Below are 22286 nucleotides of genomic sequence, written 5' to 3' on the forward strand. Positions count from 1 at the left end.
TCGGCAGCCGTGGTGGAGAACTCTAACGTCTATGTCGATGGTGTTGTCCCGTCTGTCGTTGTACCTGGCGCTTCCAGCTTTACTGCTGGGTCTCTGGCCAGGTGGCGAGCCAGATCAACGATGGATTCTTCTGCTGCTGCTTGGCTTGCTGTGGCTGGGTCAGTTCGTTGCCTATCGCCATTGGATCCGGACCAGCCGCTGGCTGCTGATTCCTACCGGCATCCTGACCCTGGCGATCATCGCCAGCTTCCTGATCGCGGAGGACTGGGTCAGCGTCGATCTCTGGCAACGCTGGCTCGATCTCCTGCCGGGCCACTGGGAGCTCTTCCACAGCCGCCCGCCCATCCTCGCGCTGTGCATGACATTCGGATTGATCCTCAACGTGCTGCTGCTGTCGCGGCTGGGACTGGGCTCTCCGATCATTCTGCTGCTGGTGGCCATGGGCGGCGCCTGGCTGGGCTATCGCTCGCTGACACCGCCGCCGGAATATGCCTCCAGCTTGAACGGGATCCCGCTGCCGATGCTGGCCGCGCTGGGGCTATTCTGGGCCGCGCAATGCCTGGCGATTTTCCCGACGCTACGATGCTACTGGCGGCGAATTCTGCCACCGCTCCTGGTTGGCGGCTCGATCGCGCTACTGGCGATGATCAGCTGGCAGGAGCAGCGCCAGACCGACAATCTGCGTCTCCACGAGACCACTGCCGGCGAAGGTAACGACATCGCGACCTTGATGGCGTCGGAAACGGCATCACATCTCGAGGCCATGCGACGCTTCACCAGTTTCTGGAACATGCTGGGACACGTGCCCACGCGCTCGGAGTGGGAGCAGCAGGCCAAGCCCTATCACGACGATTTCGGCTACTTCCGCAATATCGCCTTCATCGATCCCGACGGCACCGTCATCCGCGTCTATCCGCTACGCGGCAACCGGTCCGTGCTTGGCACCAATCTCTACTCGGCGAGCTCCCAGCCCAGGGAGGCTCTGGATCGGCCCCTGATCTACGGCATCGAAGGCCAGACCGGTATCGTCGACTTCCTTCAGGGGGGCGCGGGGTCATCAGCTACCTGCCGGTGCGCGATGTCGTCGATGGAACGCTGCGCGGTGCGGTGGGAATGGTGGTCAGCGTCGACACCCTGCTCAGTTCGCTGCTCGAGCAGACGCCCAACCAGGATCGCGCAGTGACGCTCAGTGGTAATAACCAACTCTACTTTCACTACGGTCCGCTGGGCGCTCTTGCCGAATGGCAATACCAGCAGACCGTCGCCCTGGGCACCGACCGGCTCACGCTCAGCGTGAGGCCCTCCCTGCACTGGTTACAGGCGATGCGGAGCAGGCTACCGGAAATCACCCTGATCTTCGGCATCCTGCTCGCCTATCTGCTGCATATGGTGCTCTACATCTATCGGCGTCTGGCGCATCAACACCGTCTGGCCAACCAGGCCAACGCCTCGTTACGAGCAGAGATCAAGGAGCGCAAGCGACTTCAGCAGGAGGTGGAATGGATCGCCAGTCACGACGAGTTGACCCAGTTGCCCAACCGGCGCGAACTGCTGCGCTGGATGGACGCCTACCCGGATCCGCTGCCACTGGCGGTGCTGATCTGCGATCTCGATCACTTCAAGAGCGTCAACGACCACTTCGGCCATCTGGAAGGCGACCGCTATCTCAAGGTAATCGCCCAATACTGCCGCCTGCCGGTTGAGCATGCCGGCGGCATGTTCGCTCGCTACGGTGGCGAGGAGTTCGTCGCCTGTCTGCCCCACTGCGACCGTAAGACGGCCGCGGAGATCGCCGAGGTACTACGCCTGGCGGCTATCGACAGCGGCCTCGTCCTGCCCGACGACGAGCCGGTAACGCTGAGCATCGGGGTCAGCGTCACAAATACGCTTCCGTTACAGCGCAACCGGATCCTCCAGGCCGCCGACGATTCGCTGTACCGTGCGAAGCAGGAAGGTCGCAATCGTGTCGTTCTCACCGAGCAGGCCGAGTCGACGCCACAGGGTCAGGCAGAAGCGCCCCTTCAGGCTCAGCTCGAAGACGATCCCGGCAACGGATCACGCTGACGACGCGCCCGAAAGAATTGCTGAAGCAGTCTTCTGGCCGGGGCAGCGAGCACGCCACCGGCGATCTCGACGCGATGGTTGAACCAGGGCTGGGCAAACAGATTGGCCCGGGATTCGACCATGCCGCCCTTGGGCTCGGCGGTGGCGTAGACGACCCGCCGGATGCGGGCGTGAATGATCGCCCCCGTGCACATCAGACAGGGTTCGAGGGTCACGAACAGCGTGCAATCATCCAGTCGATAATTGCTCAGACCCGAAGCCGCGCTGCGCAACGCCTGCACTTCGGCATGCGCAGTGGGATCGTGGCCTGCCACCGGGCAGTTATAGCCCGCGCCGATCACCTCGCCTGCGGGGTCTACCACCACGGCGCCGACCGGCACTTCACCGTGGTCGAACGCCAGTTGCGCCTGCTCCAGCGCACGGTGCATGTAGAATTCGTCGCTACGTATCATGACCGTCCCGTATTGCCCATCCGGCGTCGCGGCGAGTCGTCGGCGAGCAGGATATACTCGTGACGAATCTGGTTCGAAAAGCCTTCATCGACGCGCCATCAAGGATACCCGAATGACACAAGCGCTGAACGACCTTATCCAGCTTCTTGGCCTGGAAGCGCTGGAAGAGAACCTGTTTCGCGGCCAGAGCCAGGATCTGGGCCTGCCCCAGCTGTTCGGCGGGCAAGCGCTGGGACAGGCCGCCGCCGCCGCTACCCGCACGGTGCCCGAAGACCGCTTTTTGCATTCGCTGCATGGCTATTTCCTGCGCCCCGGCGATGCCCAGTTGCCAGTCATCTATTCCGTCGATCGCGTTCGCGATGGCGGCAGTTTCACCACGCGTCGGGTCACGGCGATTCAGAAAGGCAAGCCGATATTCTTCTGCAGTGCGTCATTCCAGGGGCGTGAACATGGCCTGCATCACCAGCCTACCGCGCCCGACGTGCCGTCGCCGGAAGCGTTGCTGGCGGAAGGCAAGGCGGTCCACCAGCGCTTTCGCGGCCATCCCGTCGAGTTCATCACGGTGGAAGAATGCCACGACTGCCCGCCCTCGCGGATGATCTGGTTCCGCATGGGCGGCAGCACGATGCCGTCGGATCCTGCCCTGCACCGTTACCTGCTCGCCTACAGCTCTGACTTCAACCTGCTGCTGACCTCTCTGCTGGCGCATGACGTGGAATTCGGCGACCCGCGGCTGCGTATCGCCAGCCTGGACCACGCGTTGTGGATCCATCAGGACCCGAAGATCGACGAGTGGCTGCTATACGTGATGGAAAGCCCCTGGGCGGGCGGCGCCCGCGGTTTCGCCCGCGGCAGCTTCTTCGATCGCGAAGGCCGCCTGGTGGCATCGACGGCGCAGGAGGGGTTGGTCAGGGTTCAGTCCTGAGCCGCGAGCCGCGAGCCGCGAGCCGCGAGCCGCGAGCCGCGAGCCGCGAAATCGGTGAGTTGCTCCTGTAACGAAAACCGCCAGTGACATTGTCACTGGCGGTTTTCGTAGCTCGTAGCTACTGTCCACAGCGCCCCGGAGCCGGCGCTAGTCGTAGCTCTCGCTATCAGACGTCCTTGATCGACGCCATGTCGATGACGAAGCGATACTTCACGTCGCCCTTCTGCATCCGCTCCCAGGCTTCGTTGATCTGATCGATGTTGATCATCTCGACGTCGCAGGTAATGCCTTTCTCGGCGCAGAAGTCGAGCACTTCCTGGGTTTCCGGCATGCCGCCGATCAGCGAGCCGGCCAGCACGCGGCGACGGAACACCAGATTGGCACCGGAAATCGCCGGATCGATCGGCTCGAGCAGACCGACCAGAATGTGAGTGCCATCCGGCTTCAAGGCGTTGAGATACGGGTTGATGTCGTGCTGCACCGGCACCGTGTCGAGCATGAAGTCGAAGGTCTCGGTGATCGCGCCCATCTCGTCTTCACTGGTGGAGATCACGACATGGTCGGCGCCCTGCTTCTTCGCTTCGGCTTTCTTCGACTCGGAGCGCGTGAACAGCGTGACTTCGGCACCCAGCGCCTTGGCGAGCTTGACCCCCATGTGACCCAGGCCGCCCATGCCGATGACACCCACCTTGTCGCCCGGCTTGACGCCGTAGTGCTTCAGCGGCGAATAGGTGGTGATGCCGGCGCACAGGATCGGCGCGGCGGATTTAAGATCGATGCCGTCGGGCATGCGCACCACGAAGCGCTCGCTGACCACGACCTTGTCGGAATAGCCGCCCTGCGTCAGCGTGCCGTCGTGCTTGTCGGGGCTGCCGTAGGTCATCACGAACCCTTCGGCGCAGTAGTTCTCGAGGCCGGCGTTGCACGCCTTGCACTCGCGGCACGAGTCGACCATGCAGCCGACGCCGACCAGATCGCCGACCTGGTACTGGCTGACTTCGTCACCCACGGCGGTAACGCGGCCCACGATCTCGTGACCCGGCACGACCGGATAGGAGGCCATGCCCCAGTCGTCGCGTGCGAAGTGGAGATCGCTGTGGCAGACGCCGCAGTAGAGGATCTCGATCGAGACATCGTCCGGGCGCGGCGCACGACGCTCGAAGTTCCAGAGTGCCAACGGCGTGGTGGCGGAATGCGCGGCGTAACCCTTGGCAGGTGTGGCGGTAGCTTGTGCCATGTTTCTGACTCCCCATAACGATGGGTGAATGAACGGGATCGTGGGCACAGTGTGGTCGACAACGTTCTCGGCAGCCATGCCGTTTCCTGCGCAACATTTGCTCGATCCTCCGGATCTCGCAAGGCCGTTACCCCTATCTAGCCGTGCTCATGCACAATACGCTGACCTTGTTCATCTTCATCAGCGCGAGGTCGCCATGCTCGATCGTCTCCCAGCCTCCTCTCTTCAGGATCGTGCGCCCCGGGATCCCGCTTTCGGCTCCTCGAGCGCCCGCGACTCATGGGCGTCACGGCTGGCCCGGACGCTGGCGCCGCTGGTCAGCACCGACGGCTTCTCCGACACGGCCATCGACGGCGTCAAACTGATCGCCTCGGAATGCAGCCACCCGCGTACGCCGCTGATCTACGAGCCCGGGCTGTTCATCATTGCGCAGGGAGACAAGGTCGGCTACCTGGGAGAACGGGTGATTCACTATGGCCCCGGCAACTATCTGGTACAGGCGATGCCGTTGCCGTTCGAATGCGAGACGATCGCCCGCTCCGACGCTCCGTTACTGGGCCTCTCCATCGGCGTGGATCCGTTGATGCTGAGCGAGCTGGTGCACCATCTGCCCGCGCCGCCCCCTCTCGACCGCGGCTCTCCCGAGCCCATGGCGGCCGTGGCCCTCGATGCGCCGATGGCGGAAGCGGTGCAACGCCTGGCGTCGTGCCTGCAGGATGAACATGCCAGTCGCGCGCTGGGCACAGGCCGGGTACGGGAAGTGCTGTTCGCCGCGCTCAACGGCCCGCAGGGCCAGTCGCTGCGCCAGTTGGTGCAGCAACATGGGCACTATGCCCGTATCGCCGAATCGCTGAGCTATCTGCATCGCCACTTCGCCCTGCCATTGACGGTAGAGGCGCTTGCCGATCGCGCCAACATGAGCGCCTCGCACTTTCACCACCACTTCAAGCGCGTGACCCAGCTCTCGCCGGTGCAGTATCTCAAGCGCCTGCGGCTACTCCGGGCCCGGGTGCTGCTGGCCCAGCAGCGCGTCAACGTCGCGCGCGCCGCCGCCGATGTCGGCTATCGCAGCACGTCGCAGTTCAGTCGCGAGTACAAGCGCTATTTCGGCGTCAGCCCATCGCAGGGCTGAACGGGAATTCGGGGCTGACGAGGCAAGCTAGGCCAGAAGCCCCATCAAGCCACGAATCAGGTAATAAGCGCCCACCACGGTGACGATCCAGCGCGTCCAGTAGCGAAAGCCGGCGTCCGTCAGCCGCGACAGGATCAGGTTGCCGGTACGCGTTCCCAGGAATGCGAAGGGGATCGCCAGCGCCACCCAGCCCCATTCGCCGCTGTCCATCGCCATAGCCGCCTGCCAGTAGAAGAGAATCTTGAGGCTGTGGGCGATGACCTGAATGGTCGCCTTGGTGGCCACCACGGTGCGCCGGTCGAGCTGGGTGCGGATGAATCCGATGTCGATGGTCGGGCCGGAAACCCCGACGGCGATGGTCAGGCCGCCGGAAACGATGCCACACATGACCGCGTGTCCGGGCCGCGAGACATCGAAGTGGAACCAGCGCTTGGGAATCCACACCATCACCGGCATCAGCCCCAGCACGATCAGCACCACCGTCTCGCTGGGCGAATAGCGCACCAGCATCAGCAAGGCTGCCGAGATCAGGACGCCACAGGCGATCATGCCGACGATACGCCAGGCGATGAATCGGCGCGACAGCCAGGCCCGCGACGCGTTGGCGGTGAGCTGGATCACCCCGTGTACCGCGATCGCCGTTGCCGCCGGCAGCCAGGCCAGCAAAAAGCCCAGTAGGATCAATCCGCCAGCCATGCCGAACACGCCGGACAACACCGAGGTCGAGAACACCACGGCCAGAAATAGCAACGCAACGGGTATCGCCATGCGAGGTCTACACTCCAATGACGGGCCAAGACGGCCCATGAAAAGATTCATGCCGATCATGCGATGGCGGATGCGACAGGCTCGGCACTTCAGCTCACCGGAACGAGGCACGCCCTATCATGCGCTGGTTGATCCTGAACTCGCCCCCCATCGCTCTTACTGCAGCCCTGTTCACGCTGGCCAGCGCCGCCGACGCCTCCAGCCCTGCGGCATGGGCAGAACACGACCGCGCCGTCGTCGAACGGTGCCAGAACGCCAGTCAATTTCCAGATGCCGCGCCAGCTGGCGACCCCGTACTGTTCGATGATGAAGCGGGCATGACGGCATTGCTGATCCAGGGCCACTATTCACAGAAAGACGGGCCACAGAACGATATGAACGGAGAGGCCGGCCGCGAACTCTGTCTGTTCCTGCGCAGCAGCCAGGAAGTCTACATGGCCGACGCCGACAGGCTGGCAATCGGCTCCGATGCCCTGCCCAGCACACCGACAGACGTCATCAACGACAACGGCGAGACCGGCAGCGCCGTCAGAGCGCAACCGAGTCAGCGCGGCGAGACGCCCTGATCAATCCACGCCAGGGTTGGTCGGCGTCGCCAACACCCGTTGATAGAACGCCAGGTCGAGCCAGCGATCGAACTTGTAGGCCGCCTGGCGCACGGTCCCCGCGTGGACGAAGCCCAGCTGTTCATGCAGCGCGATACTCGGCGCGTTGGAAGCGTCGATACCGCCGATCAGGGAGTGATACTGCTGCGCCTCGGCGCGCTCGATCAGCGCCGTCATCAATTGCCGGGCCACGCCGCGCTGACGAAAGTCGCGATCCACGTAGACCGAGTGCTCGACGCTGTAGCGGTAGGCGGCATGGGGGCGAAACGGGCCATAGCTGGCAAAACCCATCAACCGCCCACTCTCGTCGTCGAGCATGCCGATCACCGGGAAATGGCCATCGCGCTTGGCCTGGAACCAGCTCTCGACGAACGCCTTGGTGCGTGGCTGGTATTCGTAGAGTGCCGTGGTGTTGAGAATGGCGTCGTTGAAAATCGCCAGCACGGCTTCACCGTGCGGGCCGAACTCGCAGTCGATCAGGGTCAAGGTTCGATTCTCGTGGTCAGGTCAGGTGTCGTCAGCTCGGAAATCATCAGGTCAGGAGTCGTCAGGCTGGAAGCCTGGGACGCAGTCTAATACAGCGCGTTGGCCTTGAGTTCGACCAGCGCTCGATCGTCAGCGTTCTGCAGCTCCAGTGACGGGCCCGCAATCGAATAGCGCGCCGTCTCGGAAAGCGCCGCCAACCACGCCTGTTCGAGCATCGCCATGTCACCCGGGCATGCCATCCGGGTCGAAGCGAGCCGGGAGAAGGTCAGCGTATCGCCTTCAAGCCGATAGCTGCCCATCAACCGGTTGCAGCCGGTCGAACCGGAAACACGCCCGTCTTCACCAAGAACCAGATGCGCCTCACGCTGGTTGTCCGCCGCGGTCACCGGTTGGCCATCCAGCGTCATCAGCTTCCAGTAGGTGCCGATCAGGGCTTCGTTGGCAGTCTGCCCCTCGTCAACGGTATTGCTGGTACCGGAGCTCGTGGCGCAACCGGAAGCGGCCATGGCGACAGCAACAGTCACCGAGACGGCAATCAAGGGCTCAAGGCGTGACAGCACGATGGTGTCCTCTTCAAAAGAACGCACGGAAAGCGCGTCCCGATCATGACAGGGCGACCGGAAACAGGCCGGCCGCCGCGTCGAGTTGCGGGTTAGTGGCGTTCGATCATCGCGGTCAGGTCGTTCGAGACCATCGGCAGCGTTTCCCGCCAGGAAAGATAAGGTGTCGACGCGGTCCCGTTGACAAGCACCGTGAAGCTGCCCCAGCGCCCGCTCTCGGTACGGAAATAGCCGGCAATGGCGCGTACCGTCACCGGCTCGTTGAGCGTTCCCGTCTTGACCATCACATGGTCCTGGAAGGTCTGGCTACCGCGGCGGATGAAGTGCATCGGCCCGTTGGTGGGTACCTGCATGCCGGCCACGAAGGTGGGGAACAGCGAAGCGCGTTCGTACATCGCGCCGAGCAGCGCATTGACGCTCTGCGCCGAAACCCGATTTTCCGGCGTCAGGCCGCTGCCGCTACGCAGGGTGACCGCGCTGTGCCCCGGCAGGCTGGTGGCGAACCGTTCCAGTTCGCGGCCGGCGTCCGTCAGGTTCTGCTGCGTGCCGGAAGTCAGGTCCAGCGCCAGCGTATCGGCCATGAAGTTGTTCGAGTAGTTGAGCGTGCGCAGCAGCAGCTCCTGCAGCGGCTTGCCCTCGACGGCAGCCAGAGCCTGCGCGGTGGACGGCGGCGCCTGGCGGCTGACGGCATAGCCGCCGCTGACCGTAATACCGGACTGGCGCAGCAGCGACAGCAGCGTCTGGCCGGTCTGGTCGGCAGGATCGGAGCTGGCCTTGTAGACCGGGCGCGGATAGCTGCCGGCCGGTATCTGCCCGCTGACCCGCAGCGTATCGCCCTGGCTGTCGGTGATCCGCCTGGCGTAGAGCTTGGCCGAACCGCCAGCAGCAACGGTAGTGACGTCATTCTCGATGCGAATGGTCGGTGCCACCGTATCGCAGTTGGTGACCCGCGCCGGCTGCCCGACGATCCCCGGCATCACCGTGGCGCACCAGCTGCCGTAGTTGATCGCGGCGGAAGAGAGCAGCGCCGCGTAGGCGTTGGTGCCTTCCGTCTGCGTCTCGCAGCGGTCGGTGGTAATGCAGGTGACCGGGCCAAAGCGCCACTGGCTGACCACCAGTTGGCCATCGATGCTGGAGACGCCAAGCTCCCGCAGTTTCTGGATCAACCGCCAGAGTTCTTCGGAGGTCAGCGCCGGGTCCCCGCCGCCCTCCAGCACCAGATCGCCGTGCAGCACGCCGTTACCATCGAGCGTGCCGGTGGAGACGAAACGCGTGGTAAAGCGATGCTGCGGCCCCCAGCGATCCAGCGAAGCGGCCGCGGTATACAGCTTGGTGACCGAAGCCGGTGACAACGACTGCGCCGGATTGATGGCGCCGAGAACCTCGCCGCTATCGAGCAGACGTGCCTGCGCGCTGATCGCGAAACCTTTGTCGGCCAGCCGGGCGACATGCTCGAACCCGGCCGCCTGCGCGGCGATGGTGAAGACAGAAAGGGATAACGCACCGAGAAACAGAGAACTTCGACCTAGCCATCGCCGCATAATGGGATGCTCGCTCCAAAGAAAAATGAGGGCCAATCTCATCCAGAGCGTACCAATTAACTCACTGTGAATGCGATGCCCGGTGTCGTGTTCCTGTGGCAGAAGACGTGATCGTGACGAAAGCGCCAGCGGCAGGAAAGACGCCAGAGTGACGAGAATCTCAGTGCGACGATAGACGCGAGAACATCTGGATGATGGCGACGCCGGCAATGATCAGCCCCATGCCCAGATAAGCGGGCAGGTCCGGTTTTTCGCCATAGAACACGATGCCGATCACCGTCACCAGCACGATGCCGAGTCCCGCCCAGATCGCGTAGGTAATACCGACCGGCAAAGACTTGAGCACCAGCGACAGCGCATAGAACGAGAAGCCGTAGCCGACCACCACGACCACGCTCGGCAGCAGCCGTGAAAAGCCGGCGGAAGCTTTCAGCGAACTGGTCGCCACGACTTCGGCGACGATCGCCAGCGCTAGCAGCAGATAGCTCATCAGGCTTGATTCCTATTTGGTTGAGGGCGATTCGGTTGAGGGCGATTCGGTTGAGTCCGGTTCAGCCGAGGTGGTTGCGTCGAGCCCCGTCGTCGACAGATCGACACGGTAGCGCCATAGCGTCTGGCCGCTCTCGACGTATTTTTGCTCGAACGGCGTCAGGAAAGTCTGTTCGAACGGCATCATCAACGCGCCTTCCGGCGTGAAGGAGTCGATCTCGCCGTCGAGGCCACGGAGCGTCTTCACGCCCAGCGCGAACTCCTGAACGTAGATCGCCCAGTTGGAGCGCAACTCGAGCACACCGCCGAGGGCAAGTATCGCCGGAAAGACCGGATGCCCCTGCCAGCGCTTCTTGAGCTGCGTGCTCTTGGGGTAAGGGTTGGGATAGAGCAGGAAGTGCCGCGCCGGCCGCCACTCGGCTGCCATCGCCAGGCGCCAGAAATCGACCAGATCGGCGCGCACCAGCAGCGCGTTGTCCGGCAGGGTGCCATGGTCGCGTGACAGCCGCTGCTCGCTGCGATCCACCCCCATCACGGCGTGGTCGGGATGGCGCTCCGCCAGTCGGCGCGTGGAGAGGCCCACGCCGCAACCGGCGTCGAGAATCAGCGGGCGATTCTGGTCCACCAGCCATTGTGCCGCCCCCTCGAAGGCGATCCGCGTGTGCTCGGCGGGCGGACGTTGCCAGGCGCTGTCCCGGGCACGCTGAACGCGGCGCACCAGATCCTGGTGCGGCCCCTGCTGACTGGAAGTGATGGCGCGCGAAGACGCTTGCATGGCAATTACCGTTAAAGGATGAGGCCCGTTAAAGGATGTTCTCGTTAAAGGATGAGGCTCGTTGAAAGGAGAGCACCGTTCACGGCTGACGACAGAGCGCGCATTCTAGCAGCCGCGGCGTCGGCATTCCTGCCGCCGAGGCGCCGGCTCCCGCGACGCGTTCGTGGGCAAGCCACCCGCGCGGCATGACGGCGCGCGCGCGCAGGTGTATCATCCCAGCCCACATTCAGCCAATCCTGGCAATACGGCCTTCGATGGCATGCGCGATGACTGTCCCCTGCTCGTTCCGGGGCCATTTTTCACCGACTCAGGGCTCTCCTCCACCGGCTCGGGGCTACCCTTCGCCGACTCGAGGTCGACAGCGCAAGCCTTTGCCGGGGATGTCCTTTCATCGCAGTTTCGTCATCCCCATGTCATCGTTCACCGATTGCCCCCAATGTTCACGAGGGACGTGGCTTGTCACATTTACCGGTAATCGTCGGTATGGGCGGCGTCAACGCCGCGGGTAGAACTTCCGGGCACCAGGCCTACCGCCGCACGATTCTCGACGTTCTGCCAACGGCCGAACAGACTCGTACGCTTGTCGCACTGGCAACCCTGATGCAACTGGTCACCTCCCGGGAGGACGGCCAGTGGCAAAGCGCCGACGGCGATATCCTGAGCGAACAGGCAGTCGTCAGCCGCTATCGCGAGCACATCCTCAAGCACACGCTGATCCGTCGCATCGAGGATGACGCCTTCGGGGAGGCCGGCATTCCCGGCAATCGTGAAGTGCGAATGACGCTCGACAGCCCCTTGCGCTTCACCGCGTCGCGACGCCAGTTGCCGCAACCGCTGCCCGCGGGCTGGGAAGTGCGCGAACTCGACAAACAGACGGTCGAGGTCAGCGTTCCCGCCGGTACGCTCGATGCCCTGCTGCCCGAACGGCGCCAGGCGCTGGTACGCGCGGCCGGCCGCCTGCCGGAAGGCTTCGCGCCCGACAGCTTCTATCGCAGCGTGCATCATCCGCGCGGGCTGTCGATGGCGATCTTCGGTGTCAGCGACTGCCTCGGCCAGAGCGGGCTCGACTGGGAGTCGCTGCGCGACCGGGTGGATCCGGATGCCATCGCCGTCTATGCCGGCAACTCGATCGGCCAGCTGGACGACGCCGGCTGGGGCGGCATGCTCAAGAGCTTCGTCACCGGCAGCCGCACCACCTCCAAGCAGATGCCGCTGGGCTACGGCCAGATGTCGGCGGACTTTCTCAACGCCTACGTGCTGGGGAGCGTCGGGGGAACGGGCGCGATTCAAGGCGCCTGCGCCACGTTCCTCTACAACCTGCGCCTGGGCATCGACGATATCCGTCACGGGCGCCGCCGAATCGTTATGGTCGGCACTAGCGATGCGCCGGTGACGCCGGAGATCATCGAAGGGTTCCGCGCCATGAGTGCGCTGGCCGACGACCAGAGCCTGATGGCGCTCGACGCCCTCGAGCTGCTGACCGACGAGGACTACCAGCGCGCCTGCCGTCCGTTCGCCCGCAACTGCGGCTTCACCATCGCCGAAGCGTCGCAGTTCGTGCTGCTGATGGACGACTCGCTGGTACTCGAGACCGGCGCGCAGATTCTGGGTTCCGTGCCCGAAGTGAACGTCAACGCGGATGGCTGGAAACGCTCGATCTCGGCCCCCGGCATCGGCAACTATCTCACCCTGGGCAAATCCGTCTCGCTGGCCACCTCGATCCTCGGCGAACGGAGCGTGCGCCAGCGCAGCTATCTGCATGCCCACGGCACCAGCACGCCGAAGAACCGTACCACCGAGTCGCATATCTTCGATCAGGTGGCGCGTGCCAACGGCATCGAGAACTGGCCGGTCGCCGCGATCAAGGCGTTCATCGGCCACTCCCAGGGCAGCGCCGCCGGGGATCAGATCGCCAGCGCACTGGGCACCTTCGCCCACGGCTGGGTGCCGGGCATTCCGACGCTCGACGCGGTCGCCGACGATGTCCACGCCGAGCGGCTGCGCTTCTTCCAGGCGCCGATCGAGTTCGAGACCGACTGCAGCTTCATCAACGCCAAGGGCTTCGGCGGCAACAACGCCACCGGCCTTTTGCTGTCGCCACAGGTAACCGAACGCCTGCTGGCCCAGCGCCACGGCCAGCGCGCGGTCGACGACTGGCGGCATCGTCGCGAGCAGACCCTCGCCGCCGCCGCGCAGTACGAAGCCGCTGCCGATGCCGGGCGATTCGATGTCATCTATCGCTTCGGTGAAGGCGTGCTGGAAGGGCCGGAGCTGGAAGTCGGTCGCGACTCGATCCGCATCCCCGGTTACGCCAATCCGGTGTCACTGAAGGTCGACAATCCTTTCGGTACACTGGATTGAGTTTGAACGTCTCGGGTCCGGGTACGGCAGCACGTGCGAGCACCGCACCGTCCGCCGGCCCCGTTCCCGGTCACCGCGGAGTCTCCTGAATGCAGAACACCGTCGTCTATCCCGGCACGTTCGATCCGATCACCAACGGTCATCGCGATCTGATCCACCGGGCTGCGCGAATCTTCGACAAGGTCGTGATCGCGGTCGCGGAGAGCCCGCGCAAGCAGCCGACACTCTCTCTCGAGGAGCGCGAGGCGCTGGCTCGAGAGGTGGTCGCCGAATGGCCCAACGTCGAGGTGATCGGCTTCAACGGTCTGCTCACCGAACTGCTGGCACAGCAGCAGGCACGCATCATCCTGCGGGGGCTGCGGGCGGTGTCGGACTTCGAGTACGAGATGCAGCTGGCCAACATGAACCGCGCCCAGGCGCCGGACGTCGAGACACTGTTCCTGACGCCCGAGATCGAGAACTCCTATATCTCCTCGACGATCGTGCGCGAGATCGCGCGCCTCGGCGGGGACGTTTCCCAACATGTATCGCCGTGCGTGGCCGAAGCCCTGCGGCGGCGATTCGCGGCAGACGGCGACAACCCGTCATGAGGACATAGATATGGCCCTGATGATTACCGATGAATGCATCAACTGCGATGTCTGCGAACCAGAGTGCCCCAACGACGCCATCTCGCCCGGCGAGGAGATCTACGTGATCGACCCGGCGCGCTGCACCGAGTGCGTAGGCCACTTCGACGAGCCGCAGTGCCAGCAGGTCTGCCCCGTCGACTGCATCCCCCTCGACCCCGAGCGCGAGGAGAGCAAGGAGCAGCTGATGAAGAAGTACGAGATCATCACCGCGGCCTGAGGCCGCTTGTACGCATCAAAGCCACTGAGACGCATCAAAGCCCACTTAGACGCACCAATCTGATCTGCGGATGGGTACGTCACCATGAGGACGCCATCCGCGAAAACCCAGCATGAAAATCAACGTCGTCGGCACCAGTGGATGCGGCAAGAGCACCTTGGCTGAAGCGCTCGCCGACGCCCTTCACATTCCCCACATTCAACTCGATCAGCTCTACTGGCAGGCTGACTGGCAGGGCTCTCTGGACGACGAATTCTTCGCTCGCCTCCACGCGGCCATGGCAGCTTCGCCGAACGGCTGGGTCATCGACGGAAACTTCGATCGCACGCGGCCCATCAAATGGCGTGACGTGGACATCGTCATCTGGCTCGATCTGGGCTTCTGGCGAGTGCTGAGTCAGTCCGTGGGCCGGGCCATAGCGCGCATTGCAAGCCAGAAGGAGCTATGGCCCGGAACCGGCAACCGGGAGAGTTTCCGCCAGACCTTTCTCAGCCGAGACTCGGTTCTGCTCTGGTCTCTCAGGACCTGGCATCGCAACCGACGTCGTTACTTGGCAGCGATGATCGATCCCGAATACAGCCACATCCACTTCATCCGCCTGACGCATCGCCACGAGATGGCGATTTGTATCGCCGCGCTCGCCGAACGCAACATCTGAAAACGCCATCGCCGCTCCGATTTCCAGGTCGGAGCGGCGATGGCGTCTTGTCGTTAGCGGCGCGGCTAGAACGTGTAGGTTGCGTAGAGCTCGAACAGCTGAGCGGTGTTGTCGTTGCCACCGAAGCGCTCCTCGGCGCCCTGCTGGGGATCGGCGACGGCGTAGATGCCCGACAACGAGAGCCGATCGGTGATCGACCAGTCGGCGTAGAGATTGAATTCATTGGCGAAGTCGCTATCGCTCGCGCCCGCCGCTTCGGTGTCGTGATAGCGGAACTGATAGCCGATCAGCCCGACTTCCAGATCGTCTCGTGGCGCCACCGAAAAGCGCAGCATGTCGACGTCGAGATTGGCGTTGAACAGCATGTACTCGCCGACGATCTCGCCCATGAACCAGTTGCCCCAACCCCCGGCGAAGTCGTAGAACAGCGTGTCGTAGTCTTCGCCGAACTCGGCATGGCGATAGGCGATCTGCGGCGTCCAGGGGGCATCGGAGAAGTCATAGGTCGCCTGGACGTACCAGCCATTGTCGTCGATACCTTCATCGCTGTTCTTCTCGCGAACAATCTGGCCACCTAGCGAGAAGTCGGGCACGGCGGCGAACGGCTTGCCCTTGGCTCGCAGATTGTAAACGTCCATGCCGTCGCGACCGGCGATGTCGCTGTCGTAGACCCGCAGGTAGGCCGCGCCGACCTTGGCCCGGTCGCCCCAGGTGTAATCGACGTTGGCACCGTTGGTGCTGGTTTCGTTGTCCGGACCGCCGCTGACGTACTGGTCAGCTTCGAGATGAAACAGGTCGCCGTGCCAGCCGTGACTTTCGATCGAAGCGACGGCGCTGTTCTTGAAGCCTTCGCTAGGCCCGATGTAGTAACCCGCGTACTTGCCGGTATCGGTAAAGCCGTCACCGACCAGAAAGCCATCGCCGAATTCGAATTTCTGGCGCCCGGCCGAGAGCGTGATCGCGTCCTCGCCCAGCGTATCCGCCCACAGGCCGCCGCTGCGCCATCCGAGATAGGCGCGATCGAGCCTTGCCTGTTCGGGGTGTCCGGGTGTCGCGCCGGCGGCATCACCGTAGGCACTGCCGCGAGTCAGCGCGTAGCTGCCCTGCACGCCGGTAAACCAGGTGCCGCCGCCCGTAACGTCCCATTCGGCCGTCAGCGCCGGTTGGCCCACGGCCTCCATCCAGGCCGGGCTCGTCCCGGTGGGCGCACCGCCATCGATGCTGGATCCCGAACCGAAGTTGACGTTGTCAGTGGCCGCGCCGAATCCGTAAAGCGTCAGCCCACCGTTGAGGCGGACCCGGCCGTCTCCGCTCTCGTAGAGCGAATGCGGCGCACTCGGCGTGACAATGCCGGCATCGAGATAGTCGATATCGGTAACGGCAGTGATGGCATAGGCGTGAGAGGAGAACATACCTCCCACGAAAAAGGCGCAGGTGAGTGCGCGACGGCCCCGAAAGGCCGACTGCTCGCTGCTTGGCGACATGATCGAGTTCCCTTGACTCTCGGCTTTTGTTCAGCCGTTGGAGATAGCGAATGCGGCGTCCGGCATGACTTTGCGGAGAACCATGACATCCGCGTGACATCTCGATAAGCCTAGAAAATTTCGCCGATAGCGCAACTCGCAAAACGCGCGGGGGTCGACTTGCACGGGCTTGCGAGTATGCTGGCGAGCGCCGTCAGGTGGATTTCAACGAACCGCAGGAAGCGCGAATTGGCCTCTCAAACCACGACCCGCCATATCTGGAAGCTGGCGTGGCCGATCATCCTTTCCAATATTACCGTGCCGCTGCTCGGCCTCGTCGACACGGCCGTCGTCGGCCACCTGTCGGATTCCCGTTATCTGGCCGCGGTCACCCTCGGCGCGACGCTGTTCAGCTTTCTCTACTGGGGCTTCGGCTTTCTGCGCATGGGCACCACCGGGCTGACCTCCCAGGCGATGGGACGCGAGGACGACAGCGGCGTGCGCCTGCTGCTGGCCCAATCGCTGGTCATGGCAATGGTGATCGGCGTGGCACTGATCGTGCTGGCGAAGCCGTTGATCGGCTTTGGGCTTTGGCTGTTGGACGGCAGCGAGGCATCGATGGCGCTGGCAGCCAGCTACGCGCATATCCGGATATTCTCGGCCCCGGCCGTGCTCGCCAACTACGCCATCCTGGGCTGGTTCATCGGGCAACAGAAGACGCGCATCACCTTTGCCATTCTGCTGCTCACCAATGGCGTCAACATCGTGCTCGACCTGCTCTTCGTCAACGCCTTCGGCCTGGCCAGCGACGGCGTCGCCTGGGCATCGCTCATCGCCGACTACAGCGCGCTGGCCTTCGGTGTGTGGCGGGTCGCCGTGCACTGTCGTCATCTGGGCGGCTCGCTGTCGCGCGAGGCGCTCACCGCCTGGGCCCACTATTCCGCGTTGATCCGGGTCAACCAGCATCTCTTTGTGCGCACACTGGGGTTACTTTTCGCTCAGGCCTTCTTCACCGCGCAGGGCGCCAACTTCGGCGATACCGTGCTCGCTGCCAACGCCGTGCTGCTGCAGTTCATCATGCTGACGTCTTTCGCGCTGGACGGCTTCGCCAACGCTGCCGAGGCGCTCACCGGCCGCTCGGTGGGCCGACGCGACTGGAAGGAGTTCGGTGATGCCGTGCGCGCCGCCGGCAAGCTATCGCTGCTGGTGGCGGGCGCGTCGATGCTGCTGTTCGCCATCGCTGGCGATTGGCTGATCGCGCTGCTCACCGATCTGCCGGCAGTCCGTGCCACGGCCGCCGAGTATCTACCATGGATGATCGCGATGCCGGCTCTCGCGGTGTGGAGCTATCTGCTCGACGGCGTCTTCATCGGCGCCACCGAAAGCAAGGCGATGCGCGATACCGTGTGGCTGGCGATCGTCTGCTATCTGCCGATGTGGTGGCTGACCCAGCGCTTCGACAATCACGGCCTGTGGTTCGCCTTTCTTTTCTTCACCTTCGTGCGTTCCGCCTCGCTGGGCGTCTGCTATCTGCACTACCGCCGCACGCGCTGGTCCCCGCGATCCAGTACCGGGGAAAGTCCGGAAATATCGCGATAATCAAGGCGATAACTCGACCAAGGTTGACTAATGGTGACTCGAAGGATGGGTTAGCCTCGCGCTAACACAGTCTCGACGAGAACTCACATCATGTTGCAGCGCCTCTCACGCCCGGCGGTCAAGCTGGTCGAGCGCTATTTGCCCGATCCCTATATTTTCGTGCTGCTGCTGACGATCATCGCCGCGCTGGCGGCAGTGGGGTTCGAACAGCAGTCGCCTCTGGCGGTGATGCGCTACTGGGGCGACGGTTTCTGGGGTCTGTTGTCGTTTTCGATGCAGATGCTGCTGGTGCTGGTGACCGGCTTCATGCTGGCCAACTCGCCACCGATCAAGCGCCTGCTGGACAGACTTGCCGCCCTTGCCGGAACGCCGGCCCGCGCGATCATTCTGGTGACGCTGGTCTCGCTCGCCGCGAGCTGGATCAACTGGGGCTTCGGGCTGGTCATCGGCGCCCTCTTCGCCAAGGCGCTGGCGCGTCAGGTGCGCGTCGACTACCGCCTGCTGATTGCGAGCGCTTACTCCGGTTTCGTCGTCTGGCATGGTGGGCTGGCCGGTTCGATCCCGCTGACCATCGCCACGCCCGGGCACTTCAGCGAAGCCCAGATCGGCATCATCCCCACCTCGCAGACCATCTTCGCGGGCTACAACCTGATCATCATCGTCGCTCTGTTCGTCGTCATGCCGCTGATCAACCGCTGGATGCTACCGCCGGAGAACGAAAGCGTGTTCGTTACCCGCGAACAGCTCGCCGAGCCGGAACCGCCCGATTCGACCACCATCAACCGCCCCGCGGACCGGCTCGAGAACAGCACGCTGCTCTCCTGGCTGGTCGGAATTCCCGGCCTGCTCTATTTGATCCACTACTTCGCCTTCGCCGGCGGCGGGCTCAATCTCAACAGTGTCAATTTCCTGTTTCTGATGCTCGCCATCGTGCTTCACCGCACCCCGCGCAGCCTGCTGGCGAGTCTGACCGAAGCGATCCGCGGCGGTGCCGGTATCGTCATCCAGTTCCCGTTCTACGCCGGGATCATGGGCATCATGATGCAGTCCGGCCTGGCGCAGTCGCTGTCGGAGATGTTCGTCGCCATCGCTTCTGCCGATACGCTGCCGTTCTGGTCGTTCATCAGCGCTGGCGTGGTCAATCTGTTCGTGCCCTCCGGCGGCGGCCAGTGGGCCGTGCAGGCGCCGGTGATGCTGCCGGCCGCCGAAGCGCTCGGCGCCGATATCTCGCGCGTCGCCATGGGCGTGGCCTGGGGCGATGCCTGGACCAATCTGCTGCAGCCGTTCTGGGCGCTGCCGGTACTCGCCATCGCCGGGCTCAACGCCAAGGACATCATGGGCTTCTGCTTGATTCAGCTGGTGGTCACGGGCGTGATCATCGGCCTGGGCCTGACGATGTTCTGAGACGGGAGCGCTATCTTTCTGACGAGGCCAGCGGCCGACTATCGGGGCGATTGATGGGCAGTTCGGGCCAAACGTGGTACATCTGGCGCATAAAATGCTGCGCCAGATGAGACCGAGGACACCGTGACGCCTGATGACCTACCCCGACAGCACGAACTGTCGATGACCGTACTCATGACCCCCGACATGGCCAATTTCAGTGGCAAGGTGCACGGGGGCGCGATTCTGAAGAAACTCGACGAGGTCGCTTACGCCTGCGCCAGCCGCTATGCCGGCAGCTACGTGGTGACGCTCTCCGTCGATCAGGTTCTGTTCAAGCAGCCGATCCATGTCGGCGAGCTGGTGACCTTCCTGGCGATGATCAATCACGTCGGTCGCTCCTCCATGGAAGTCGGCATCAAGGTGCTGGCCGAATCGATCCAGGAGCGCGTGATTCGCCACACCAATAGCTGCTACCTGACCATGGTCGCCGTCGATAGCGACGGCAAACCGGTGCCGATACCGCCGCTGGAATTGAGAACGCCGTTGCAGAAACTACGCTTCGAGAAGGCTGCGCTACGCAAGAAGTTGCGCAAGCAGGAAGCCGAAGAAGAGCGCAACGCCATGGCCGAACACCTCAAGGCGTATCCGGCCAGCCAGTTCGACGATTGACGCCTTCTTGCCCGAGCCGGGAAACCATCCAGCGCGACGACTCTGCCCGGCCATCACTTCCGCCATTGCGAACAAGGACGTTCGATGCTTGAAACCGAACCCCGCCAGTCAGACCGCCATCCCCGCCCCAAGCGGCGCATCAGCCGCTTCAGCGAGAGGCTGCTGCTGATCTGGGATTTCGCGATCGTGGTTCTGGTGGCGATCAATCTGGCGCTGCTGCTGTTCGACAGTCTCTATCTGATTCCGCCGCTCAACGCCGCTTTCGCCGCCGTCGCACCGAGCCTGCACGACACCTACGACGCCACCATCCGCGCCAATTTCTTCCAGATCGATCTCTGTTTCGTCGCCATCTTCATGCTCGACGTGCTGCTGGGCTGGGCCATCGCCATCGCCCAGCGGCGCTACGTGCGCTGGTTCTTCTACCCCTTCGTGCACTGGTACGACGTGCTCGGTTGTATTCCGCTGGCCGGGTTCCGCCTGCTGCGCGTACTGCGCGTGGTCTCGCTGATGATCCGGTTGCAGCGACTCGGCGTGATCGATTTCACCCGCTGGAAGCTCTACCGCTTCTATCGCACCTATTACGGCGTGTTGATGGAAGAGATCTCCGACCGCGTCGCCATCAATCTGCTCAGCGATCTACAGAGCGAGATCCGCGATAGCGAGCATCTGACCCAGCGAATCTCGACCGAGGTGATCCAGCCGCGCAAGGCGGCGCTAGTCGATGAAATCGCCGCCCGCCTGGAACGCACGATCAGCAAGGGCTACGCCGAGAATCACCAGCAGGTGCATCGTTACGTCGCCGCCCTGGTCGCCAGAACGGTGGAGGAGAACAACGAATTGCGACGGCTGCGGCGTCTACCGATGGGCGACGCCGTGGCGGAAGGCATCGAGCGCAGCATGAGCGATATTGCCAGCCGCGTGGTCCACGAAGCGATCGATGGCCTGCGCTCCCCGCATTTTCATTCGCTGATGACCGATCTGGTCGGCAGCGGCGTCGATGCCTGGCTTCACGTCGACGACAAGACCGACCGGGTCACCCAGCAGGTGCTGATCGACATGCTGGAACTGCTCAAGGAGCAGGTCGCGGTGCAGCGCTGGAAGAACGAATTCAGCGCGCCTCGAACTCGGCACGATCCCGCCCACGGGCACGAAACCGACGCCTGACACTGCCGCTCGATCACGCAGCGGTATGGCGACGTGGCGACATCAGCCGATGACTCGCAGCACGGTGTAGGGCGCCTCGCAGGCCTCACGCTCGTCGCGCTCGTCGATTCGGCCCAGCGACATGTCGCGGTCGTTGTCGTAGGCGACGAACAGCCGCTCGGTATCGAGCACCGCCAGCCCTTCCGCCTTGTGTTCGAATTCCAGAACCTCGCCGTGCTCGTCTTCCACGATCGAGGGCTCGGCGCCGGCGAAGAAGTCGCCTAACGGCATCGACCACAGATAGCCGCCCGTGTGCTCACCGTGCTCGTCGTCCACCTCGAAGCTCGCCATCAGGTAGAGGCGATCGTTGTAGGGGTCGTATTCGAGACTCGAGAGCCCGCAGACATGACGAACACCAGCGTACTCCGAAGGCTCGAAGCGATAGCGCTCGCAGAGCTTGTCGACGAACTCAAGATTGCCGTCGGCCGTCATGCGATAGTGAACGCCCACCACCCGCGCCACGTACTCGAAATCGTCGTAGGCCTGGCCCTGTTCGCGCACGCCGAACAGTAGCAGGCCGTCGCTCTTCTCGCCCAGTTCGCCCCGCGCCGGGACCGCGGCCAGCCCTTCGATCTTGTAGTACGGCAGGCCGATCGCTTCGTCGAGCTTGCGCCGCAGCTCCAGCGAACCTCCGACGCCGTCGCGCGGATCCGGATCCACGACCTGGACGCGATCCGGCTGGCCCACCGGCCAGACCAGCAGATGATTGTAGGCATTGAGCGAGTGACTTGCGTCATCGATACGATCGAAGCCGGTCGTCGCCAGGATATAGCGACCATCGACGGTCAGCGCGAAATCCTCGTACTTGACCGCGCGCCGGATGGCGTCCGCAGTCAGGTACTGGAGGCTGCCCGGATCCGGCAGGCCGTCGACCAGATCGAAGGCGAACACGGCCGACCGGTCGTCGCCGGGAATCGGCTTGTCGCTGGCCAGAATCAAACGCTCGCCGTCGAAGACCACGGCCGAGACTTCGACGTTGACCAGCGAGCCGTTTTCATGCGCCAGCCCGGCAGGGAAACAGGTCAGCGTGCCTTCGGTGATGAGCTCGGTACGTAGCATGGGAT

General features: G+C 63.6%; 23 protein-coding genes. 13 read left to right on the top strand and 10 right to left on the bottom strand.

Annotated features, from left to right (window positions below; all coding sequences use genetic code 11):
• Positions 1-31 precede the first annotated feature (31 nt).
• Together CCD76_RS08585 and CCD76_RS08590 are read left to right on the top strand one after the other, a co-directional pair.
• Positions 32-1183 carry a hypothetical protein gene (locus tag CCD76_RS08585; RefSeq protein WP_087719105.1) on the top strand — a complete coding sequence of 384 codons (1152 nt, stop codon included), beginning with the start codon at positions 32-34 and terminating at the stop codon, positions 1181-1183.
• Positions 1114-2064 (top strand): GGDEF domain-containing protein, encoded by a 951-nt coding sequence (locus CCD76_RS08590; RefSeq protein ID WP_087719106.1) that lies wholly within the window; start codon positions 1114-1116, stop codon positions 2062-2064. Before CCD76_RS08585 ends, CCD76_RS08590 begins: the two co-directional genes overlap by 70 nt.
• Here CCD76_RS08590 and tadA read toward each other — a convergent pair.
• A complete protein-coding gene (gene tadA / locus CCD76_RS08595; RefSeq protein WP_087719182.1) occupies positions 2028-2513 on the bottom strand; it encodes a tRNA adenosine(34) deaminase TadA in 486 nt (161 codons plus the stop codon). The genes CCD76_RS08590 and tadA overlap by 37 nt on opposite strands.
• A 115-nt stretch (positions 2514-2628) precedes the next feature.
• Between tadA and CCD76_RS08600 the strand changes: the two genes are divergently transcribed.
• On the top strand, positions 2629-3441 hold the full coding sequence (locus tag CCD76_RS08600; RefSeq protein WP_087719107.1) for an acyl-CoA thioesterase domain-containing protein: 813 nt from the start codon (positions 2629-2631) through the stop codon (positions 3439-3441).
• A gap of 166 nt (positions 3442-3607) precedes the next feature.
• On the opposite strand, the gene CCD76_RS08605 is transcribed toward CCD76_RS08600, so the two are convergent.
• Complete coding sequence (locus CCD76_RS08605) at positions 3608-4678, bottom strand: NAD(P)-dependent alcohol dehydrogenase (RefSeq protein ID WP_087719108.1); 1071 nt, start codon at positions 4676-4678, stop codon at positions 3608-3610.
• A 196-nt stretch (positions 4679-4874) separates the two neighbouring features.
• On the opposite strand from CCD76_RS08605, the gene CCD76_RS08610 reads away from it, so the two are divergent.
• A complete protein-coding gene (locus tag CCD76_RS08610) occupies positions 4875-5810 on the top strand; it encodes an AraC family transcriptional regulator (protein ID WP_087719109.1) in 936 nt (311 codons plus the stop codon).
• 27 nt (positions 5811-5837) lie between these two features.
• Here the strand turns inward: CCD76_RS08610 and CCD76_RS08615 are convergent, their stop codons facing one another.
• Entirely contained in the window at positions 5838-6578 is a 741-nt protein-coding gene (locus CCD76_RS08615) for a TSUP family transporter (RefSeq protein WP_087719110.1), read from the bottom strand.
• A gap of 119 nt (positions 6579-6697) precedes the next feature.
• On the opposite strand from CCD76_RS08615, the gene CCD76_RS08620 reads away from it, so the two are divergent.
• Positions 6698-7144, top strand: coding sequence for a hypothetical protein (locus tag CCD76_RS08620; protein ID WP_087719111.1), 447 nt, complete (start codon positions 6698-6700; stop codon positions 7142-7144).
• Here CCD76_RS08620 and CCD76_RS08625 read toward each other — a convergent pair whose 3' ends face one another.
• The 5 genes from CCD76_RS08625 to trmB all read right to left on the bottom strand — a co-directional run bounded on the left by CCD76_RS08625 (position 7145) and on the right by trmB (position 11034).
• Complete coding sequence (locus CCD76_RS08625) at positions 7145-7669, bottom strand: GNAT family N-acetyltransferase (protein ID WP_087719112.1); 525 nt, start codon at positions 7667-7669, stop codon at positions 7145-7147.
• Between the two features lie 86 nt (positions 7670-7755).
• Entirely contained in the window at positions 7756-8256 is a 501-nt protein-coding gene (locus CCD76_RS08630; protein ID WP_143543264.1) for an META domain-containing protein, read from the bottom strand.
• A 65-nt stretch (positions 8257-8321) separates the two neighbouring features.
• A complete protein-coding gene (gene dacB / locus CCD76_RS08635) occupies positions 8322-9770 on the bottom strand; it encodes a D-alanyl-D-alanine carboxypeptidase/D-alanyl-D-alanine endopeptidase (RefSeq protein WP_087719114.1) in 1449 nt (482 codons plus the stop codon).
• 160 nt (positions 9771-9930) lie between these two features.
• Entirely contained in the window at positions 9931-10263 is a 333-nt protein-coding gene (locus CCD76_RS08640; protein ID WP_179208888.1) for a DMT family transporter, read from the bottom strand.
• 9 nt (positions 10264-10272) lie between these two features.
• Positions 10273-11034 carry a tRNA (guanine(46)-N(7))-methyltransferase TrmB gene (gene trmB / locus CCD76_RS08645; protein WP_087719116.1) on the bottom strand — a complete coding sequence of 254 codons (762 nt, stop codon included), beginning with the start codon at positions 11032-11034 and terminating at the stop codon, positions 10273-10275.
• Between the two features lie 483 nt (positions 11035-11517).
• Here trmB and CCD76_RS08650 point away from each other — a divergent pair, with 483 nt between their 5' ends.
• From CCD76_RS08650 to CCD76_RS08665, 4 genes are all read left to right on the top strand, one after another.
• Positions 11518-13395, top strand: coding sequence for a beta-ketoacyl synthase (locus CCD76_RS08650; protein WP_087719117.1), 1878 nt, complete (start codon positions 11518-11520; stop codon positions 13393-13395).
• Between the two features lie 89 nt (positions 13396-13484).
• Positions 13485-13985 carry a pantetheine-phosphate adenylyltransferase gene (gene coaD, locus CCD76_RS08655; protein ID WP_087719118.1) on the top strand — a complete coding sequence of 167 codons (501 nt, stop codon included), beginning with the start codon at positions 13485-13487 and terminating at the stop codon, positions 13983-13985.
• Positions 13986-13995: 10 nt separating this feature from the next.
• The gene (locus CCD76_RS08660) at positions 13996-14244 is read left to right on the top strand and encodes a YfhL family 4Fe-4S dicluster ferredoxin (RefSeq protein ID WP_087719119.1); all 249 of its coding nucleotides are present in this window, start codon (positions 13996-13998) and stop codon (positions 14242-14244) included.
• A 112-nt stretch (positions 14245-14356) separates the two neighbouring features.
• Positions 14357-14902, top strand: a complete 546-nt coding sequence (locus CCD76_RS08665) for an adenylate kinase (protein ID WP_087719120.1) — start codon at positions 14357-14359, stop codon at positions 14900-14902.
• Positions 14903-14967: 65 nt separating this feature from the next.
• On the opposite strand, the gene CCD76_RS08670 is transcribed toward CCD76_RS08665, so the two are convergent.
• Positions 14968-16386 (bottom strand): hypothetical protein, encoded by a 1419-nt coding sequence (locus CCD76_RS08670; protein ID WP_087719121.1) that lies wholly within the window; start codon positions 16384-16386, stop codon positions 14968-14970.
• 228 nt (positions 16387-16614) lie between these two features.
• Here CCD76_RS08670 and CCD76_RS08675 point away from each other — a divergent pair, with 228 nt between their 5' ends.
• The 4 genes from CCD76_RS08675 (at position 16615) to CCD76_RS08690 (ending at position 21183) form a co-directional block, all read left to right on the top strand.
• Positions 16615-17964 (top strand): MATE family efflux transporter, encoded by a 1350-nt coding sequence (locus tag CCD76_RS08675; RefSeq protein WP_256961218.1) that lies wholly within the window; start codon positions 16615-16617, stop codon positions 17962-17964.
• A gap of 90 nt (positions 17965-18054) precedes the next feature.
• A complete protein-coding gene (locus tag CCD76_RS08680) occupies positions 18055-19368 on the top strand; it encodes a short-chain fatty acid transporter (RefSeq protein WP_087719123.1) in 1314 nt (437 codons plus the stop codon).
• Positions 19369-19530: 162 nt separating this feature from the next.
• Positions 19531-20019 carry an acyl-CoA thioesterase gene (locus CCD76_RS08685; RefSeq protein ID WP_087719124.1) on the top strand — a complete coding sequence of 163 codons (489 nt, stop codon included), beginning with the start codon at positions 19531-19533 and terminating at the stop codon, positions 20017-20019.
• Between the two features lie 84 nt (positions 20020-20103).
• Complete coding sequence (locus tag CCD76_RS08690; RefSeq protein ID WP_256961219.1) at positions 20104-21183, top strand: ion transporter; 1080 nt, start codon at positions 20104-20106, stop codon at positions 21181-21183.
• A gap of 42 nt (positions 21184-21225) precedes the next feature.
• Here CCD76_RS08690 and CCD76_RS08695 read toward each other — a convergent pair whose 3' ends face one another.
• Positions 21226-22281, bottom strand: a complete 1056-nt coding sequence (locus CCD76_RS08695; RefSeq protein ID WP_087719125.1) for a hypothetical protein — start codon at positions 22279-22281, stop codon at positions 21226-21228.
• Positions 22282-22286 lie beyond the last annotated feature (5 nt).

The organism is Salinicola salarius, assembly GCF_002179555.1.
In the GTDB taxonomy this organism is placed as follows: domain Bacteria; phylum Pseudomonadota; class Gammaproteobacteria; order Pseudomonadales; family Halomonadaceae; genus Salinicola; species Salinicola salarius_A.

Coding starts and splice junctions, on each gene's coding strand:
- CCD76_RS08670 (WP_087719121.1), bottom strand. CDS start 16,386: ATGTCGCCAAGCAGCGAGCAGTCGGCCTTTCGGGGCCGTCGCGCACTC.
- CCD76_RS08610 (WP_087719109.1), top strand. CDS start 4,875: ATGCTCGATCGTCTCCCAGCCTCCTCTCTTCAGGATCGTGCGCCCCGG.
- coaD (WP_087719118.1), top strand. CDS start 13,485: ATGCAGAACACCGTCGTCTATCCCGGCACGTTCGATCCGATCACCAAC.
- CCD76_RS08585 (WP_087719105.1), top strand. CDS start 32: ATGTCGATGGTGTTGTCCCGTCTGTCGTTGTACCTGGCGCTTCCAGCT.
- CCD76_RS08590 (WP_087719106.1), top strand. CDS start 1,114: ATGGTGGTCAGCGTCGACACCCTGCTCAGTTCGCTGCTCGAGCAGACG.
- dacB (WP_087719114.1), bottom strand. CDS start 9,770: ATGCGGCGATGGCTAGGTCGAAGTTCTCTGTTTCTCGGTGCGTTATCC.
- CCD76_RS08605 (WP_087719108.1), bottom strand. CDS start 4,678: ATGGCACAAGCTACCGCCACACCTGCCAAGGGTTACGCCGCGCATTCC.
- CCD76_RS08680 (WP_087719123.1), top strand. CDS start 18,055: ATGTTGCAGCGCCTCTCACGCCCGGCGGTCAAGCTGGTCGAGCGCTAT.
- trmB (WP_087719116.1), bottom strand. CDS start 11,034: ATGCAAGCGTCTTCGCGCGCCATCACTTCCAGTCAGCAGGGGCCGCAC.
- CCD76_RS08615 (WP_087719110.1), bottom strand. CDS start 6,578: ATGGCGATACCCGTTGCGTTGCTATTTCTGGCCGTGGTGTTCTCGACC.
- CCD76_RS08685 (WP_087719124.1), top strand. CDS start 19,531: ATGACCGTACTCATGACCCCCGACATGGCCAATTTCAGTGGCAAGGTG.
- CCD76_RS08695 (WP_087719125.1), bottom strand. CDS start 22,281: ATGCTACGTACCGAGCTCATCACCGAAGGCACGCTGACCTGTTTCCCT.
- CCD76_RS08620 (WP_087719111.1), top strand. CDS start 6,698: ATGCGCTGGTTGATCCTGAACTCGCCCCCCATCGCTCTTACTGCAGCC.
- CCD76_RS08600 (WP_087719107.1), top strand. CDS start 2,629: ATGACACAAGCGCTGAACGACCTTATCCAGCTTCTTGGCCTGGAAGCG.
- CCD76_RS08660 (WP_087719119.1), top strand. CDS start 13,996: ATGGCCCTGATGATTACCGATGAATGCATCAACTGCGATGTCTGCGAA.
- CCD76_RS08690 (WP_256961219.1), top strand. CDS start 20,104: ATGCTTGAAACCGAACCCCGCCAGTCAGACCGCCATCCCCGCCCCAAG.
- CCD76_RS08650 (WP_087719117.1), top strand. CDS start 11,518: ATGGGCGGCGTCAACGCCGCGGGTAGAACTTCCGGGCACCAGGCCTAC.
- CCD76_RS08665 (WP_087719120.1), top strand. CDS start 14,357: ATGAAAATCAACGTCGTCGGCACCAGTGGATGCGGCAAGAGCACCTTG.